This window comes from Mycobacteroides franklinii, from assembly GCF_001853795.1.
GTDB lineage: Bacteria > Actinomycetota > Actinomycetes > Mycobacteriales > Mycobacteriaceae > Mycobacterium > Mycobacterium franklinii.
In genome coordinates this window covers 651,566-667,783 of the sequence record NZ_MLIK01000004.1, presented here as the reverse complement: position 1 = coordinate 667,783, position 16,218 = coordinate 651,566, and the positions used below count along the sequence as shown (strand labels likewise).

General features: G+C 63.0%; 17 protein-coding genes. 6 read left to right on the top strand and 11 right to left on the bottom strand.

Annotated elements, in window-relative coordinates:
- Positions 1 to 8: 8 nt before the first annotated feature.
- The 4 genes from BKG76_RS03720 to BKG76_RS03705 all read left to right on the top strand — a co-directional run bounded on the left by BKG76_RS03720 (position 9) and on the right by BKG76_RS03705 (position 5,940).
- Positions 9 to 2,150 (top strand): WXG100 family type VII secretion target, encoded by a 2,142-nt coding sequence (locus BKG76_RS03720; RefSeq protein ID WP_070936073.1) that lies wholly within the window; start codon positions 9 to 11, stop codon positions 2,148 to 2,150.
- Between the two features lie 215 nt (positions 2,151 to 2,365).
- Positions 2,366 to 2,947: a hypothetical protein gene (locus BKG76_RS03715; RefSeq protein WP_083337898.1), complete on the top strand. Its 582-nt coding sequence runs from the start codon at positions 2,366 to 2,368 to the stop codon at positions 2,945 to 2,947.
- A 154-nt stretch (positions 2,948 to 3,101) separates the two neighbouring features.
- On the top strand, positions 3,102 to 5,312 hold the full coding sequence (locus BKG76_RS03710; protein WP_070936843.1) for an MMPL family transporter: 2,211 nt from the start codon (positions 3,102 to 3,104) through the stop codon (positions 5,310 to 5,312).
- Positions 5,305 to 5,940 (top strand): TetR/AcrR family transcriptional regulator, encoded by a 636-nt coding sequence (locus BKG76_RS03705; protein ID WP_070936069.1) that lies wholly within the window; start codon positions 5,305 to 5,307, stop codon positions 5,938 to 5,940. The genes BKG76_RS03710 and BKG76_RS03705 overlap by 8 nt, the downstream gene beginning before the upstream one ends.
- Here BKG76_RS03705 and BKG76_RS03700 read toward each other — a convergent pair.
- Together BKG76_RS03700 and tpx are read right to left on the bottom strand one after the other, a co-directional pair.
- Entirely contained in the window at positions 5,931 to 6,743 is an 813-nt protein-coding gene (locus BKG76_RS03700) for a nuclear transport factor 2 family protein (protein WP_070936067.1), read from the bottom strand. The two genes, BKG76_RS03705 and BKG76_RS03700, sit on opposite strands and share 10 nt — an antisense overlap.
- A 17-nt stretch (positions 6,744 to 6,760) precedes the next feature.
- Positions 6,761 to 7,255, bottom strand: a complete 495-nt coding sequence (tpx, locus tag BKG76_RS03695; protein WP_070936842.1) for a thiol peroxidase — start codon at positions 7,253 to 7,255, stop codon at positions 6,761 to 6,763.
- A 57-nt stretch (positions 7,256 to 7,312) separates the two neighbouring features.
- Here tpx and BKG76_RS03690 point away from each other — a divergent pair, with 57 nt between their 5' ends.
- Complete coding sequence (locus tag BKG76_RS03690; protein ID WP_070936065.1) at positions 7,313 to 7,957, top strand: class I SAM-dependent methyltransferase; 645 nt, start codon at positions 7,313 to 7,315, stop codon at positions 7,955 to 7,957.
- 27 nt (positions 7,958 to 7,984) lie between these two features.
- Here the strand turns inward: BKG76_RS03690 and BKG76_RS03685 are convergent, their stop codons facing one another.
- From BKG76_RS03685 to BKG76_RS03670, 4 genes are read right to left on the bottom strand one after another with little or no spacing between them, the layout of a single operon-like run.
- Entirely contained in the window at positions 7,985 to 8,794 is an 810-nt protein-coding gene (locus tag BKG76_RS03685) for a class I SAM-dependent methyltransferase (RefSeq protein ID WP_070936063.1), read from the bottom strand.
- A 13-nt stretch (positions 8,795 to 8,807) separates the two neighbouring features.
- Complete coding sequence (locus BKG76_RS03680; protein ID WP_070936061.1) at positions 8,808 to 9,329, bottom strand: DUF1697 domain-containing protein; 522 nt, start codon at positions 9,327 to 9,329, stop codon at positions 8,808 to 8,810.
- Complete coding sequence (locus BKG76_RS03675; protein WP_070936059.1) at positions 9,326 to 9,916, bottom strand: class I SAM-dependent methyltransferase; 591 nt, start codon at positions 9,914 to 9,916, stop codon at positions 9,326 to 9,328. Before BKG76_RS03675 ends, BKG76_RS03680 begins: the two co-directional genes overlap by 4 nt.
- 2 nt (positions 9,917 to 9,918) lie before the next feature.
- On the bottom strand, positions 9,919 to 10,767 hold the full coding sequence (locus BKG76_RS03670) for a class I SAM-dependent methyltransferase (RefSeq protein ID WP_070936057.1): 849 nt from the start codon (positions 10,765 to 10,767) through the stop codon (positions 9,919 to 9,921).
- Between the two features lie 60 nt (positions 10,768 to 10,827).
- Here BKG76_RS03670 and BKG76_RS03665 point away from each other — a divergent pair, with 60 nt between their 5' ends.
- A complete protein-coding gene (locus BKG76_RS03665; RefSeq protein ID WP_070936055.1) occupies positions 10,828 to 11,013 on the top strand; it encodes a DUF5302 domain-containing protein in 186 nt (61 codons plus the stop codon).
- On the opposite strand, the gene BKG76_RS03660 is transcribed toward BKG76_RS03665, so the two are convergent.
- The 5 genes from BKG76_RS03660 to BKG76_RS03640 form a co-directional block, all read right to left on the bottom strand.
- Positions 11,010 to 12,344, bottom strand: a complete 1,335-nt coding sequence (locus tag BKG76_RS03660; protein ID WP_070936053.1) for an acyltransferase family protein — start codon at positions 12,342 to 12,344, stop codon at positions 11,010 to 11,012. The genes BKG76_RS03665 and BKG76_RS03660 overlap by 4 nt on opposite strands.
- Positions 12,345 to 12,433: 89 nt before the next feature.
- Positions 12,434 to 12,823 carry a hypothetical protein gene (locus tag BKG76_RS03655; RefSeq protein ID WP_070936841.1) on the bottom strand — a complete coding sequence of 130 codons (390 nt, stop codon included), beginning with the start codon at positions 12,821 to 12,823 and terminating at the stop codon, positions 12,434 to 12,436.
- A 237-nt stretch (positions 12,824 to 13,060) separates the two neighbouring features.
- Entirely contained in the window at positions 13,061 to 14,311 is a 1,251-nt protein-coding gene (locus BKG76_RS03650; RefSeq protein WP_236737514.1) for an MFS transporter, read from the bottom strand.
- 153 nt (positions 14,312 to 14,464) lie between these two features.
- On the bottom strand, positions 14,465 to 15,493 hold the full coding sequence (locus BKG76_RS03645; protein WP_070936051.1) for a TPR repeat region-containing protein: 1,029 nt from the start codon (positions 15,491 to 15,493) through the stop codon (positions 14,465 to 14,467).
- Positions 15,490 to 15,783, bottom strand: coding sequence for a hypothetical protein (locus BKG76_RS03640; protein WP_070936050.1), 294 nt, complete (start codon positions 15,781 to 15,783; stop codon positions 15,490 to 15,492). The genes BKG76_RS03645 and BKG76_RS03640 overlap by 4 nt, the downstream gene beginning before the upstream one ends.
- Between the last annotated feature and the right edge of the window lie 435 nt (positions 15,784 to 16,218).

The window sequence follows — 16,218 nt, the reverse complement described above, 5'->3', positions numbered from 1 at the left end:
CTATGGGGATGACGCTCGACGAGCTACAGAACTGGCCACCGCAGATCAAGGCACTAGCGGATGCTGCGTCTAAACGTGGCGAGGCCAGCCAACAGGCCGCCGACAAGGTGCAAGCTATCGTCGATGTGTCCACCTGGAAAGGCGATGCAGGCGATGCCGCAAGGGATGCGATGACGCGCTCGGCAGCTCGGTTCCAGACCGCAGGATCTCAGGCGAACGATGTCGCGATGCAGGCCAACAAAGCCTATGGCGAGTCCCAAACGTTGGCTGCCGACATCGCATCCTTTCTGGCGGATGCTGCCGCGCCTCCCACTGTCATCATTGATCCCAAAACCAACGGTGTGACACCCCCCGATATCACTGGGATGGACAAGGACCAGCTGCAGAAAGTCATCAACAAACTCAAGGATCTCAAGACCCGCGTGACGGGTCTTGTGGCGCGCGGCGACACGCTCGATGACGAGCTGGCTCGCATGCTCGACGAAGGCACCGGCGGAAACACCATGGCAGACAAACTGTCTGGGGAAGAAATGCGGCGCCCAGAAATGCGTCGGCGCGCTGAACAGGATGTTCAGGACGCGTTAGCGGGTGACGAAGAGGCTGCGAAACGGGTTGAGACTGTACTGAACGGTATTAAACCCGGTGAGGAGTTGACCGCCGAGCAGGGCTCATACCTCAGTCAGATGCAAGCCCAACAGAAGGGCATGACGGTCGAGGAGCTCAAGACGGCCGAAGCGCGGTTGGGCGATCAGAAGCACATCATCGGGGATTCATGGCAATTGATGAGCAACGAGAACGTGCGGTTCCCGAAGACCGAGACGACGGTAGACGCCCTCGACGATCCGAACAACGTAGTCAAGGGCGGCTTCGATCAAATGCCGGACTCAGTGAGGAACACAATCTCGAACGGTGGGTACGACACACAAGCCGATCCCCGGAAGATTCAGGACCTCACCGACATCACGGACATGGTTCGGGATGGGAGACGCGAGCTGCAGACCGGCACTGAGATCGATCGTGAACTAATACGGCTGGCCGATCGGAGGATGGACTTACCTCCCCCGTCAGATGATTGGCAGGTCAGGGATATTTTCACGTCGGCTGGGCGAGATCATCAAGTGATCCACGATCAACTGCTTGGCACCCGCGGCGACAACGGTGACGACTTTCTGCACGACATCACCAACGTGCCGTGGGCAGACAAGGGCGCTGCTGCGGGTTCACTGTTCAGCTGGACAAACGAGCAAGCCACTGGCCCTGAGGCTGACATCGCTGCGGAGACCGCCCAGAAGTATGCGAACTACATCGGCTCACACAAAGACGAGTTGCTAACCGATCGTGGTAGCTGGGGGAATCAAACGCTTGGGCAGGCCAACCCTGAGTTGGTGAAGGCTCTTGCCCATGGGCTGACGCCATACATGGATGACATCGCCAGTGTGTCGGGTGCGGGGCGCGACGGCGATAAGTTTGATCCACTGGATCCCACGAACTCGGAACGGCCAATCGCCAAGGGTCTGTTCGCAGTTTTGGGCACACAGCAGGATGCCTACGTGGAATTCAATGGGGCGGCGGACAAGCTCGGGCTGGAACGTGCGCACGCCTATGCCGAGGACGTGAAGAACGGTGTTCCGGTGAGCAAACACGACGCGAGATTGCTGGACGCGGCAACCCTCAAAGGCCTTGTGGCCTCGGGGACGGCGGAGGGGTTGCATGCGATTGGCCTCAACGACGCCGAGGCCCAGAAATGGCGTGGCTACGCCTACGACGCAGGAGCAAAGGCACTGTTGGGAAGCAACCCTGTTACCGGAGTATTCAGTGCCGTGATGAAGGAGTCGATCATCGGGGCACCGCCGAATACCTCGACACCGGTGGTTCCCAACATGGGTGCGGACGAGTCGGCACGATTCGTGCTCAACGCACTGATGGCCGATGGCGTGCCCGTGCAGGGAATCAACGAGAAATTTATCTTTGACGGACATATCGGTACGCCCGCGGAATTGAAAGGGCGAGGTATCGATATGTCGGATACCGAGTACGAGGAGCTCTATACCAATCTCCTGAACAATGCAGTGGGAGTGCAGAACAATCCTTCCGAAACGTTCGCGCAGAAGTACGAGAACGTCATCAAGCGGCCTGACGCGAACAAATGACGCGTATCCGGGCATTCTTTGCGCTCGTCCTGGCAGCGGCTATGTCGGTGTCGGGATGTCATTTCTTCGGCAGCGACCAACCAGAGATTCAGCGGTGGAGCGGTTTGTTGAGCGAGCTTCGGGTCCAGTGGAATGCTGAGCCCGGCATCGATCTCTTTACCGGTCCGGCTGTCCCAGTACGCGCATATATGGAGTCAAGATTGTTGGCTGAATACATGGGCGGTTTACAGTACGCGTATCCGGGATTCACCGACGCGGTAGCAACCGACGAAATGCGGGGCGTTCTCGGCACCGGCTACCGCCAGCCGAATGTGAACTACCCCACGAGGTCAGCGCTGGTTGGCACCGTCCGCTACCGCATCCTGTCGGTGAGCCGCTCCGGACGGGATCTCGCTATCACACTCTGCAACTACCCCTACGGAATTGCCTCGCAACAGAACGGCACATTCGCCAGCGTGGGCCGTGCCGTTGGGGACACTCCTGGCGTGTACGCCATGCGGGTTGATCTAACCGCACCGGCGAGCGAGCCGTCCCTCCCGCTGCCCCCGCAGGCCGGGCCCGCGCCGGCCCCCGGAAACAATGTTTTCGGCGGCTGGCAGATCACCGGGTTCTTAAATGACCTATTCACTAGTGACTCTGGATTCGAAGCAGTGTGGCCCACCTACGATGCCGACCGCCAGGCTTGTATCGACAAGGCCCCGGACCCGCCGGAGCGGCGCGCTTTCCTCATCGACGGCGAGCATCCCCGCAGTGACTTCCCGACGGCGCCTCCCAGTCCGGGATGGCCTGAGCCCTGATCAATCCTCTGCGCCGAGCGCATACCGCACGCAGGTCTTTCTGCCTTTTCGCCCGCGTGCGGTATGCACTCGGCGAGTGTGGGTGCCCACACTTGACCGCCTTAACTTATCGCTGATAACTTAACGCCGTTATTTTCCGGCGGAAGGCGCGATGATGCTCGAACGTTTGGCTCGATCGGTGATCGGGGCACCCCGCCTGGTCCTTGGTGTGGCACTGCTGATCGCCATTGCGGCTGCCATCTTCGGCGTACCGGTGACCAAGCATCTGGCCGCTGGCGGCCAGCAAGACCCCAACTCCGAGTCTGCCCATGTGACAAGAGTTCTCAGGGAGAAGTTCGACATCAGCGACCAGTCGCTGGTCTTCATGCTCAGCAGCGACCACGGTGTCAAAAGCCCGCAGATGCGCGCCGTTGCCAACGATCTGGTTCGCCAACTCAAAGAATCCGGCGAGGTCATCAACCTGACCTCGGCCTGGACCGCGCCACCGCAGGTCGCCGAGGATCTCTTTGGCGCCGACGGCAAGTCGGGGTTGATTGTCGCCGGTCTGACCGGCGGCGAGAACGATGCGCAGAAGCACGCGGCGACCCTCATCAAATCCCTGGCCGTGGACCGCGACGGAGTGTCGATCAAGGCTGGCGGCGTCGCCACGCTCTACAACCAGATCGTCACGCAGTCCGAGAAGGATCTGCTGGTCATGGAATCGATCGCGATTCCCATCAGCTTCGTGGTGTTGGTGTGGATCTTCGGTGGCCTGTACGCCGCCCTGCTGCCCCTCGTGGTGGGGGTGTTCTCCATCGTCGGAGCGATGTCGATCCTGCGGGGTCTGACGTATGTCACCGACGTATCCGTCTTCGCGCTGAACCTGGCTGTCGCAATGGGCTTGGCGCTTGCCATCGACTACTCGCTGCTGATCATCAGTCGCTATCGCGAAGAGGTGAACGCAGGCAAACCGCGCGACGAAGCGCTGGTACTGACCATGGCCACGGCGGGCCGCACGGTGCTGTTCTCGGCGTTGACGGTGGCCCTCGCGCTGGTCGCGCTGATCCTGTTTCCGATGTACTTCCTCAAATCGTTCGGGTACGCGGGTGTCGCCGTCGTATTCGTCGGCGCCATCGCGGCGCTGGTCATCGTCCCGGCGGTCGTCACGCTGCTCGGCGACCGGATCGATGCTCTCGACGTGCGCCGCCTCATCCGCAAAATCCTGGGCAGGCCCGAACCCGTCACCAAGGGTGTCACCGAAACCTTCTGGTATCGGAACACCAAACAGGTTATGGCCCGGGCAGTTCCGATTGCTGTCGTGATCGTCACCGCATTGGTGGTTCTTGGCTTGCCGTTCCTCAATGGCAAGTTCGGCTTCCCGGATGACCGGGTACTGCCCGCGTCGGCCTCGGCGCACCAGGTCGGCAATGAGATGCGTCGCAACTTCAACAACAACAGTTCCACCAACTTGTCCGTCATCGCCGAGGGCGTCGGCGCGGTGCCACCGCGGGAAATCGACGAGTACGCCAAGGACCTGTCGACGATCGAGGATGTCAAGGAAGTCGCCGCGCCTACCGGTGCCTTCATCCGGGGCATGAAGGTCGGCCAGCCGGCGAATGCAACCGGAATAAAGTATGGCACAGCGCTTTTCACGGTCCAGACCGCATCCAAGCCCTACACGGAGACTGCCGAGCATCAGCTCGATGCCATCCACGCCCTGCCCGGCCCGGGCGGCGTCGCGGTCAAGATCGGCGGGGGAGCCCAGTTGGACCACGACGCCGTCGACGGCATCGTGCACAAGCTGCCCCTGGTGCTCGCGATCATCGCGGTGGTCACCTTCGCGCTGCTGTTCCTGCTGACCGGCTCGGTGATACTGCCCCTCAAGGCGCTGGTGCTGAACGTACTGTCGCTGACCGCCACCTTCGGCGCGCTGATCTGGATATTCCAGGAAGGGCACCTCGGCGGGTTTGGCACCGAGGTCACCGGAACCATCGTCGCCACCATGCCGATGCTGTTGTTCTGCATCGCATTTGGGCTATCGATGGACTACGAGGTGTTCCTCATATCGCGCATCCGCGAGTACTGGATAGCTTCGGGACGTACCCGCGCCGACAGTGATGAGGCGGTGGCGCTCGGCGTGGCCCGCACCGGCCGGGTGGTCACGGCAGCGGCGCTGATCATGACGATTGCCTTCGCGGCGCTGATGGCCGCACAGGTGTCCTTCATGCGCATGTTCGGTACCGGCCTGACCATCGCGATCCTGGTTGACGCCACCATCATCCGGATGCTGTTGGTGCCGTCCTTCATGCGAATACTCGGCCGGCTCAACTGGTGGGCCCCCAAGCCCTTGGTCAAGCTGCACGAACGGATCGGATTCAGTGACTAAGCGGCGGCGCTCGTCGCGCGGCTCGGGCGACCAACTGCGTGACGAAATAATCGACGCCGCAATAGGTCTTGTCCTGGAGGCCAAAGAGCTGCGCGCGCCGTCCATCCGCGAGGTGGCGCGCAAGATCGGTGTCACGCCGCCGTCGATCTATCTGCATTTCGCCGACAAGGACGAACTGATGGATTCTGTCTGCGGACAGTACTTTCAGCGTCTTGACGACAAAATGGTCGAGGCCGCCCGCAGTGACGTCACCGCGCTGGAACGGCTGCACGCCCAGGGGATGGCATACGTGCGCTTCGCCATCGCGACACCGCTGATGTACCGGTTGGCGACGGCCGCCCAACCGGAGGGTGAGCTCGACGAGACCATGGCCAGCGCGGCCTTCGACCACCTGCACAACGGAGTCAAAGAGCTTGTCGCCGAGGGTTTGTACCCGGAAGGTGACACCGTGACGATGGCGCTACAGCTCTGGGTGGCCGCGCACGGCATCGCCTCGATGCTCGTCACCAAACCGCATCTGCCCTGGGGAGACCCCGAAGAATTCGCCAGCGAGGTACTGCGCGCCGCCTGCCTGGGACAGGCGGTCAGCGATATCGACCTGACCGACGTGCTGCCGCGTCAGAAGTAGAGCCGCACCGAGGCCAATGTGCCCGGCGCTGCCGAATTGTCGGAGAACTCGAAGAGCCCGACACCGCGCCGATCACCCAGGCACACCGTGGCCGATACCGAGGAGCCTGCGGCCAACAGTTTGTCGACGCCTAAAGAACTTGCCCCGGAAACGAACTCGGCCAGCGAAGCCTCGGAAACCCCGTCCAGGGAGAGCGACGCCTCGGGGGAGAGCAGCGTGGTGACCGTCGGAATATCGCGGGCACCGAGAGCTGCCGCCAGCTCCTGGACCCGCTGCTTACCGGCGTCATGCACGCCCTTGAGTCCACGCATGAATCCGAGCACTCCGTTGAGCCCCTGGTTCTTGAGCAGCTGCGGCCCGAGCTTGGCACTCGCGAGTAGGCCATCGCTGCCGGCGCCCAGCAGCTGGCTGATCATGGCGCGCAGTTCCCAGTAGGCGAACAGGCGGTCGATCTTGAGCGAGGACGCGGGGCCGTCCTCGACCACGTCATAGCGCAGATGCATGGGGATACGCATGGTGACGCCGGTGGACATCGTCGTGTGAATGGTCAGGTCGCGCAGCACCGACATTCCCGCCACCACGTCATTTTCGACTTCGAAGACGATGGTGTTGGGGGCGATGAAGGTGTCGTAGAACTTGCTGATAGCGGCCTCGCCGATATGCGGCCGCGATCCCACCGGGTCGTTCACCTGGCCGTACGTGGCGAACAGGCCGACCCAGGAGTCCTTGTCGTGAGCACCGACAGCTGCCGGCGACGCCTGAACGGTCGCCAGCAGCTCATCGGCAAACGGTGTGCTGGACACGGTTCGTCAGGACCTATCTAGGACAGGGCCCCGAGCACCGCGTCGTAGTCGGGTTCCTGAGCGATCTCGGGTACCAACTCGGTGTAGGCGACGTTGCCGTCCGCGCCGATCACGACGATCGCGCGACCCAGCAGCCCGGTCATCGGACCGTCGCCGATGGTGACACCGAAGTCCTCGCCGAACGAGCTACGGAACGCAGAGGCGGTGCCCACGTTCTCGATGCCCTCGGCACCGCAGAAACGCTTCTGGGCAAACGGCAGGTCCTTGGATACACACAGCACCGGTGCGCCGGCCTCGGCGGCGCGCTGGTTAAAGGTGCGCACGCTGGCTTGGCAGACGGGGGTGTCGATCGAGGGAAAGATGTTGAGGATCACCGGCTTATCCCGGTACTGGTCGCTGGTGACCGGGCCGAGATCGGCGCCTACCAGCTCAAACGCCGGGGCAGGAGAGCCGACAGCGGGAAGCTCGCCGACCGTGTTGATGGGGTTTCCGCGCAACGTGATCTGTGCCATGACCCCAGTGTTCCAGAGTTCGGGTGCGGTTTGCATCAGCGGGGCTAGGTTGGTGGCATGACGACGCCCGTCAGCTTCGATAACAGGTTCTTCTCGGCAACGTGGTCTGCCATCGCGCGACGAGAACCCCCGGCGATCAAGGAGCTGCGCGCCGAGAATCTGCGCGGCCTGACGGGGCGTGTGCTGGAGGTGGGCGCGGGAACCGGCTCGAACTTCCCGCTGTACCCCAACACCGTCACCTCGGTGACGGCACTGGAACCCGAATCCCGACTGCGTCCGCAAGCCGAGGATGCGGCGGCGGGTGCCGCAATCCCGGTCACGGTGACCGCGGGTGTCTTCGAGGATCTGACGGTGACCGATGCGGAGCAGTTCGACGCCGTGGTGTGCTCGCTGGTGTTGTGTTCGGTGAGCGATCCGGATCGTGCCGCCGCGCAGGCGTTCGAGGTGCTCAGGCCCGGAGGTGAGGTGCGCTTCTTCGAGCATGTGGCCCACGGGGGTGCGCTCGGACTGGCACAGCGCGCGGTGGACGCGACGTTCTGGCCGAGACTGTTCGGGAACTGCCATACCCACCGGGACACCCTGGCCGCGATCGAGCGGGCCGGATTCGAGATCGAGGGCCGGCGCGACGACTGGCTGACGGTGTTCGGCCTCCCGATGCCGTCCTCGTCGATCGTGATCGGGCGGGCGGTCAAACCCGTCTAGAGCGCTTGGTTATCAACCAAATTCGGCTCAACCAAATTCGACGACTGTCATGGCCGGCCGCATCCGATTGCTGAACGGCAGGTCGTAGAAGAGCGGCGTGGCCAGTTTCATGAGGGTGCCGCGCCCGGGCGGCATCCGGACCTCGCGGACCGTATGAACGCCCTCGAGGGCGCGCAGCTCGTCGTACTGGTTGGCCGTGAAGGAGAACGGCATCGGCGGGACGGTGTAGTGCTCGCTCAGCTTCCAGCCGCGCCGCCGCGAATACACGCTCATCAGCCACGGAATAGTGTCGAAGACGATCCATCCGCCGGGAAAGCGCTTGGCGCAGGCGGCGATGAGATCGAACACCACATCGCGCTCCAGGTACATGAACAGCCCCTCGGCGGTGATCAATACGCCGTGGGAATCGTCGACCTGATCCATCCAGGTGTGATCGAGCGCCGACTGCGCGACGTACCGAACCCGATCCGACGGCGGTAGCAACTGCCGCCGCAATCTCACGATGGGTTCCAGATCGACGGTCAGCCAGTTGAGCTCGCCGTTGTCGATACGCCAGAAGCTGGTCTGCAGTCCCTCCGCCAGCGCGACCACGGTGGCGCGCGGATGATCCGCCAGATACTCGTTGGAGACGTTGTCGAAGGTCAACGCCCGCAGTGCAATACCTTGATGTGTGCGTCCGAAGTGGTGGTAGTCGTAGTCCAGGCTCTCGTACACGACGACCGCCATCGGATCATCGATCACACCGTCCGGCCGGGCCGCCTCGACGGCTCGCTGACGCAAGGTGATGAGTGCGGTTTCGGATACCCCGTCGAGGTGGCGGGCATCAATGGCGGCCATGCACGCCACACTACTAGCGAACGAGCTTGTGCAACGTCCGCAAGTTCCGGGTGGTGGTCGTCGACTTGTATCGCTTCTTCCCGGTGGTCTTGCCGATGGGGCTGGTCAGGGTCTGCGACCTGGGCACCTGCCAGTACAGCACCCCGTCACCGGTGGCGATGCGTTCACTTTCATCGAGCTCGCCTTCCAGGGCGGCCAGCTCGGCCAGCACCGCCGGGTCGCTGCAGAACATCACGTACGAGTGCACGCCCTCGATCTCGGGTTCCCAGGGAAACCCGGCGATGATGCGGCCGATGGTGTCCAGGTCATAGACCAGCACCCAGGCCTCGTATCCGAAGCGCTCGCCGAGCACCTGTTGCAGTCGTTCCTTGACGGCGCCCGCGGGTTCGGCTGCATCCACCAACACATTGCCGCTGGCGAGAATGGTTGTCACATCGGTGAATCCGTCGGCCTCAAGGGCATCGCGGACGTCGGCCATCTTCATGGTGATTCCGCCGACGTTGACTCCGCGAAGCAGTGCGGCGTATCGGGTCATGGCTTCTCCCAGGTGAGCAGGTGACGCCACATCACGAGGCGCTGTAGCCGGGCTCCGGGCAGCACGCGCTGGGCGATGCGTCGTACTTCGTCGTGGCTGTCCAGATCCTCGCAGATGATCGGCGAGGGATGTTCCCACCAGCCGCGACGGAAGCGGTAGTAGCGGTGCGCCCAGAAGCCCAGGCTGTTGTACCAAAGATCGGTCCATGACCGGCTGGCGGCGAAGCCGATGACAACTATCCTGCCGCCGGGCTTCAGCAGGTCCGACATCCGCCCCAAGCCCTGTTCGATGTCCATGTGATGCAGTGCCGTGATAGCCGCGATGAGATCGAAAGATTCAGTGGGAAAAGGGTGTTGGAGGAAATCATCGCAGATGTACTCGATGTTCGGTGCCGATGTTTCCGCGCGGGCGAGCCGCAGGCTCGGTTCGTGGGGGTCGATCCCGACCACCCGCTGCGCTAGTGGGGCCAGCTCGCGGGTCAGCATCCCGATGCCGCACCCCACGTCGAGCACGTCCGTGGCACCGGCGGGAATCCTGCGCAGTACCTCGCGCTGGTAGTGGATGTTGTGATTCCACCGACTGGACATGTCTATCCGAACTGCAGCAGCGTCATGGAAGGACGGGTCCGACGCAGAAATCCGCAATCAAGACGCTTGGCGTTGACCAACTTCCAGATTCCCCGGCCCGGATGCAGTGGGATGTCGACGGCCGCGACCACTCCCGGAATGGAGGTGAGTGCCTCGCCTTCATCGGCCGTCAACGCGAACGGCATGGGTGGAGCCACGTAGCGGTCCGACAACTTCAGGCCCTGCAGGGTGCGCTTACTGAACCAGTGCGGGATGCTGTCGAACATCATCTGCCCGCCGGGAAAACGCTTGGCGCAGGCTTCGATTAGTCCGAGTGACTCCTCGGGTTGCAGGTACATCAGTAGCCCCTCGGCCGTGATGAACGCACCACCGGAGGCGTCCACCCGGTCCATCCAGCTGAGGTCGAGGGCCGACTGCGCCAGCGTGACGATTCGCTCGTTCTGGGGCAGTAGCGCGCTGCGCAGTTCTATCACCGGTGGTAGATCGACCGAGTACCAAGTGAATTGGGCTGTGGATTTCTCGCCGCCCAATCGCCAGAAGCTGGTTTGCAGACCTTCGGCCAGGGCGACAATCGCCGTCCGGGAATGCGTCGCCAGGTACACGCGGGCCTGTGTGTCGAACGAGAGGGCCCGCAGGGCGTGACTCTGCGACGGACGCCCGAACTTGCTGTAGTCGTACTCGATGGCATCGAAGAGTTCTGCCGCGAGCGGGTCCTTGATGAGGCCGTCCGGGCGCTTGGCCTCGGTGCCACGGTTGTGCAGCGTCCACAAGGTGGTAGCCGATACGCCCTCGAGGTTGTCTCCGCGGATCGGCGATGAGGCGCTGGGCCGAAGAGCATCGGACTCGGTCATGAATCCGATGCTAATGAAATGGTGCGACGATCGGACGCCCTCTTGACTAGGCTGAGCGGTATGACCGATTCGAAGGGGAGCGGCGACTCGGCCGCGGACGACGCCAAGCGCAAGTTCCGCGAGGCGCTTGACCGCAAGAACAACAAGGCCAGCGCGGCTGCCGACAACAAGGACACCGCCAGCAAGCCGACCCATGCACATGGCCGGGCCGGCTCGCATCGCGAATTCCGTCGTAAGAGCGGTTAAGCGGCCTTCTTCTGGTTCGCCAGCGCCCGGGCAGTGATCACCCCGGCCAGCACAACCACCCAGCACACCAGGCCAAAGCCCTTGAGCCCCCACACGACTGAGGCCAGCGTGAATCCGCCGGCCACCATCAGCGCCACTCCGACGACGGTGCTCCGGGCACCGGCGTGGGCGACGTGACCGCCGTCCCAACCGGGTAGGGGATTGTTCTCCAGCGGCCGCAGGGCCAGGAAGAGGCCGGTCACCAAGAGTGCCATCGTCGCGACCTGAAGCAGCGACAATGCGATGAAATTCGGTGCGGTGGTGTCGTATCGCGGGAACCCGAGGAAGTCGAACACCAGATGCATGCCCAGCAAAGCGGGCATGTGCCAGAGGTACAGCGTCATCGCGCCGGAGTTGCCGATGGCCACGGCCCACCACACCCGTGGACGCTGAGCCCACCGATTGATGGCGGGCATCGCCGCGATGGCAAGGGCGGACAAGATGATTGCGTGCCCGGCCAGCACCAGTGACGGCGGAATCATGTTCGGTACCTTCTGGCCGGCCACCCCGACCAAGCTGATCGTGTACGGGCCGAACGTGACCAGTGCGATGTTGATGGCGAACAAGGCTGCCGCCAGCGTCAGCGCCGCCTTCTGGGTGATCAGCTGCCGGCGGTACCCCACGCCCAAAACCGCCGGCAGCAGCCACACCACGAAGTTCACGTACCCGATGCCCTTGGGCGCATCCAGGCCCAGTCGCAGCACGTCAACCGCCGCGATGCCCAGATAGATCAACGCCAGCGCGGTGAACATGGCGCGCGTCGTGGTGATCCGGGCCAGCAGCGGAACCGCGGCCAACACCAGCACATAGGCGCCCAGGAACCACAGCAGCTGCGTGCTCACACCGGCGACCGGTTCGTACACATGCAGCGGCAGGATCTGCCGAAGTATCAGCAGGGCCACCGCCCAGAAACCCAGGTAGTAGAACACCGGGCGGTACAGCCGGGTGCAGCGATGCATGAGCCATGAACCCCAGCTGGTGCCGGGCTTCCAGGACCCCACGCTGGCCGCGACACCGGCGAAGAAGAACAGCGGCATGATCTGGAAAACCCAGGTCAGGGCCTGGAAAATCGGCCGCCCATTGAGCAGGTTGCCCCACAGCAGCACCCCGTTGTCGATGGTGCTCACCGCCATGATGGTGTGCCCGAGAACCACGCCGACCAGCGACACGATCCGGATCACGTCAAGTGCGCGGTCACGCGTTGTTGGCGTGGCCGCACCCACCTCCTCGGCGGTGGGCAAGCCCAGCGATGAGGCGCTTGCGCGAAGAGCATTGATCGGTGCAATCGTCATGCACCTAGCGTCGCCGAGTGCCGATCATCGACACAGCGCGTCGCTACGCGATCTCGCTAGGTAATTTCCCCTGGGCCCGCCGAGTAGTGCTAGCCGCCCAGGGCAGCGATGAGGTCCTTGATCTTGGCGGCCTCGTCTTCGGTCACGGACTCCTCGGATTCGATGGCCGTCAGGAATCCGACCTTCAGGCCGGCACCGTTGGCGGTCTCCTGCGCGGTGAGCCGCGCGCGCCGCCGTGCGGTGTACAGGCGTTGGCCCAAGGTGGCGCTGGGACTGTTGGCGGCGGCCTTCATCAGGTCGTCGTACCGATGGCGTACTCCGCTCAGCGCGACGATGACCGAGGGTGTCACCCGGCTGCGTCCGGCGGCCTTCGAGATCGCGCCCTCGAGCTTGCGCAACCCGCTGAGTACGACGGCGACACGCTCGCCATACTCGGGGTCGGTGGGTTCAGGCAAGGTGTCGATTGCGGACGAGTACATGTGCACTGCCGCATCGACGAGGCTGACAATGACTGGGGCTTCTCCGTCATCCGGCACGACTTCAGGCACGACCCATCGACTCCTTCTGAAAAGACCGGTTACGACCCCGAAGTAGGCGGGGGTCGCCGCCAACTTAGCGTCGATCGACGGCCCGGAACAACCCCCATCCGATGAATAGTTTTTGTCCAGGACGTCTATTTCGCCCGGCCGGGGCGGGCGCGAACTGTGCTGTGCTACCTATATTTTCGGTGTCGAACCTGTGGTCATGGGGTCCTTCGGCAACAGCTCTTGATTAGCCGGTGGTCCCACTTCTCGGCGCGGCCGCTCCTGCCAGATGACGGCGACCAGACACAGTGCCGCCAGGGCAGCCACTGCGAGCGCGAAGGTGACGCCCGCGGTGCGCAAGCCCCACGCCTGGGCGGCGAGGCCCTCGCCGATGACCGGCAGGGCGATTCCGATATAGGCGACAACGAAGTAGCTGGAGGTGACCTCGGCGCGATTGTCTTCGGGGGTCCGGTCGGCGATCGAAGCCAGTCCCCGACTGAAGCTGATGCCCTGCCCGACGCCGACCACCACCGCGCTGGCCAGGTACCAGGGCAGGGAAGAAGCGTGCAGGGCCACCACCACGAGCAGCATTCCGGTCAGCAGAATCGCGCAGCCGATGATCAATGCCTTCGCGGCTGGTACCTGTCGGGTGAGAACCTGTGCCACACAAGAAGATCCGAATGTCAGAAACACACTTGCCCCGGCGACCGCATGGTTGTCGATGCCGAGTACTCCGGAGAGGAATCCGGGTGCCACCGCCGTGAAAGATCCCAGTGCCGCGAAACCGGCGAAGCCCGCCGTCGCCGCGGCCGCGAACGTCACGCGCACCTGGGGAGGTAGCGAAAGACGTTGCATACCAAGCTTTCCGTGCCTCGGTGCGGTCTCCGGTGCGAAGAGTAGGGCTATCACGGCGATCGATACGAGCCCGATGTGCACGATGAACGCCAGCCGCGTGGGCCAGGGCGCGTACTGGACGAGGATCCCGGCCACCAACGGGCCGAGTCCGAGGCCGCCGGTATTGGCAACCGTGGCCACCGCGGCTGCCCGTCCCCGCCACTGCTCGGGCGCCGCCTCGATGACGGCGACGGTAGCCGCACCGGTGAAAAAGCCCGCCGAGAGCCCCGAGACGATCCGTGCGATCAGCAGCACCGGAACCGAATCGACGAACAGGAATATGGCCGAGCTGAGGATGGCGAATCCGGCGCCCGTCAGCAGCAGGGGGCGGCGGCCAAGAACATCGGACCAGCCGCCGAACATCAGCAGTGCGAACAGCACTCCGGCGGCGTAGGTGGCGTACACGACCGTCGTGGTGAGCACCGAAAAATGCATCTGCTGCGAGTACAGCGCGTACATCGGAGTCGGCATGGTGGTGCCGATCATGACTGCGGAGAAGCTGAACGCCAGTAGGACGAAGGCGGCCGAACGGCGCAGACGGGCAATCACAACCCAATGTAAGTCGCAGACGGTGCGAGGTTGTTCCCGCGAGATGACATACACGTGGGTGATTGCTGCACGGAGACACGTGTGAATGCCATCTTGGCGCCGCGGCGCCTATGGGAAACAAAACGGGGCAGTGCTTTCCGCTGGGGTGTTCTCTTACGCCTCTTTGCGCAACGGTTCGTCCCCGTATTGCTGGTTGACCGCGCGCAGGAATTTCTCGGCGTCGGTTGGCTCCAGGGGCGGCAGGTTGATCGTTTCGCTGACGATGCCGTGCGGCAGGCGTGGCTCTGAGCCCACGTCGGGAATGAAGTTCTTCAGGGCGCCGTCGGTGAAGGGCACGCCGGACTTCACCTGGTTGTTGGAGACCAGATCGAATGCCCGGGTCATCGCGTCTTGGGATTCTTCGGGCAGTCCCGCCTTGATCGCGGCGATCTCGGTGGCGGACTTACCGTCGAAGGACTGTGCGAACTCGTACAGGTATTGCAGCTGGTTCGACGGAATGGTGACGCTCTTGCCGGCCGCGAGATCCTTGAGCTGGCGATCGTCCAGGAGCGATGCCGCATGGACTCGGTTGAGCACGGATTGATCTCGCGTGGCGTCGCCTTGGAAATGGGCTCCATCCCGGTTTCCCTGCGCAGAGGTCAGTCCGCTGAAAGGGTTGAACGAGGCTGCCAGCGCATTGCAAATATCGTCGATCTGTTGTTGCGCTTCCAACTCGGCGCCCCACCACTTGTCGTAGGCCTTGCGCATCATCCGCGTGAACTTGGCGGCGTACTGATTGCCCTTGTCGATGGTTTCCGCGCTGGCTTGGGGCTGCATGATCCATGTGGCAGTGAGGTCTTCGGCCACGGTATAGCCGTGGTCGATGGCTTCGTTGTACAGGTCGACGGCTTCGCGGCGATATTCAATTGACTGAAATTCCAGCGTGACGAGAGCCTTCGGGGCGTCATCGAGCAATATCTGGGTGGCCAGGTAGATCGTCTTCTCATCGTTGGCGGCGGTGTCCTGAATCGCCCGGGCGGTTTCGCCGTCCCAGGGCAGGCCGCCGGGCCTGTCGATCGAGTGCTTGTAGTCCTGGGCGCGGTGCTGCATCTCGGCGGCGGCGAGCATCGCCTGGCGCAACGGCACGATCGACTGTTCGGGGTGGTTGGTGAGCAACCTTCTGGCTGAGTAGTCCGATTTCATCGCGGCCTCGACAATGATGCGGCCGAGAGGATGGTCTGTCGTACGTACTCTTCGGTGTCCCCGAACCGGGTTTGCGCCTGCTCGGACAGGTCGGCCATGTTGACGCAGCGTGCCGCGAACATGCGTTGCAGCTCGGGAATGACCTCAGTGACCAGTCGCCTGACTGCTGTCAGCGATGGGGCATCCCCAGCTTCAACCCTGGTTGGATTGGCGGCCCGGTTACAGAGCTTTTGGGCCTGTTCTCTTAATTCCGGCGACAGCTTGCGCAACGCCTCTAGATCAACGTCCAATTGGCCTGACAGCGGCTGCCTCCCCGAGCGTGGCGATCTTGGTTGCCCAAGTTGCCGTAGCCTAGCACCGCTGGGGTTGTCAAAGTTCAGAAGGAAGGAATGTCACATCGGCGAGATTGCGGCCAGTGCAACACCCGGACGCCGATGTGTGTTGCTGGCGGAGAATCTGTCGGCGTTGTTGATAGAACTGCCCCCATCAGCGCCTGGTCGTTTAAAACAGGTAGTCCGCTAGACGAATCTGATCACCGGTGAATGGCGCAGCGTATAGCGTGAGATGAATGCATCGGGCACTGGAGTGGAGAGCCACGCCCGCCGCTTTGTATACGCAACTGCCCTTGACCAAAGAGTTGCTCGATGTTAGCTATCGAGGCTCATCGAGACGCCTCGGCATCGTCGTGATCCACTCTGAATGTGATCCGGAATCGTTGGTGGCCG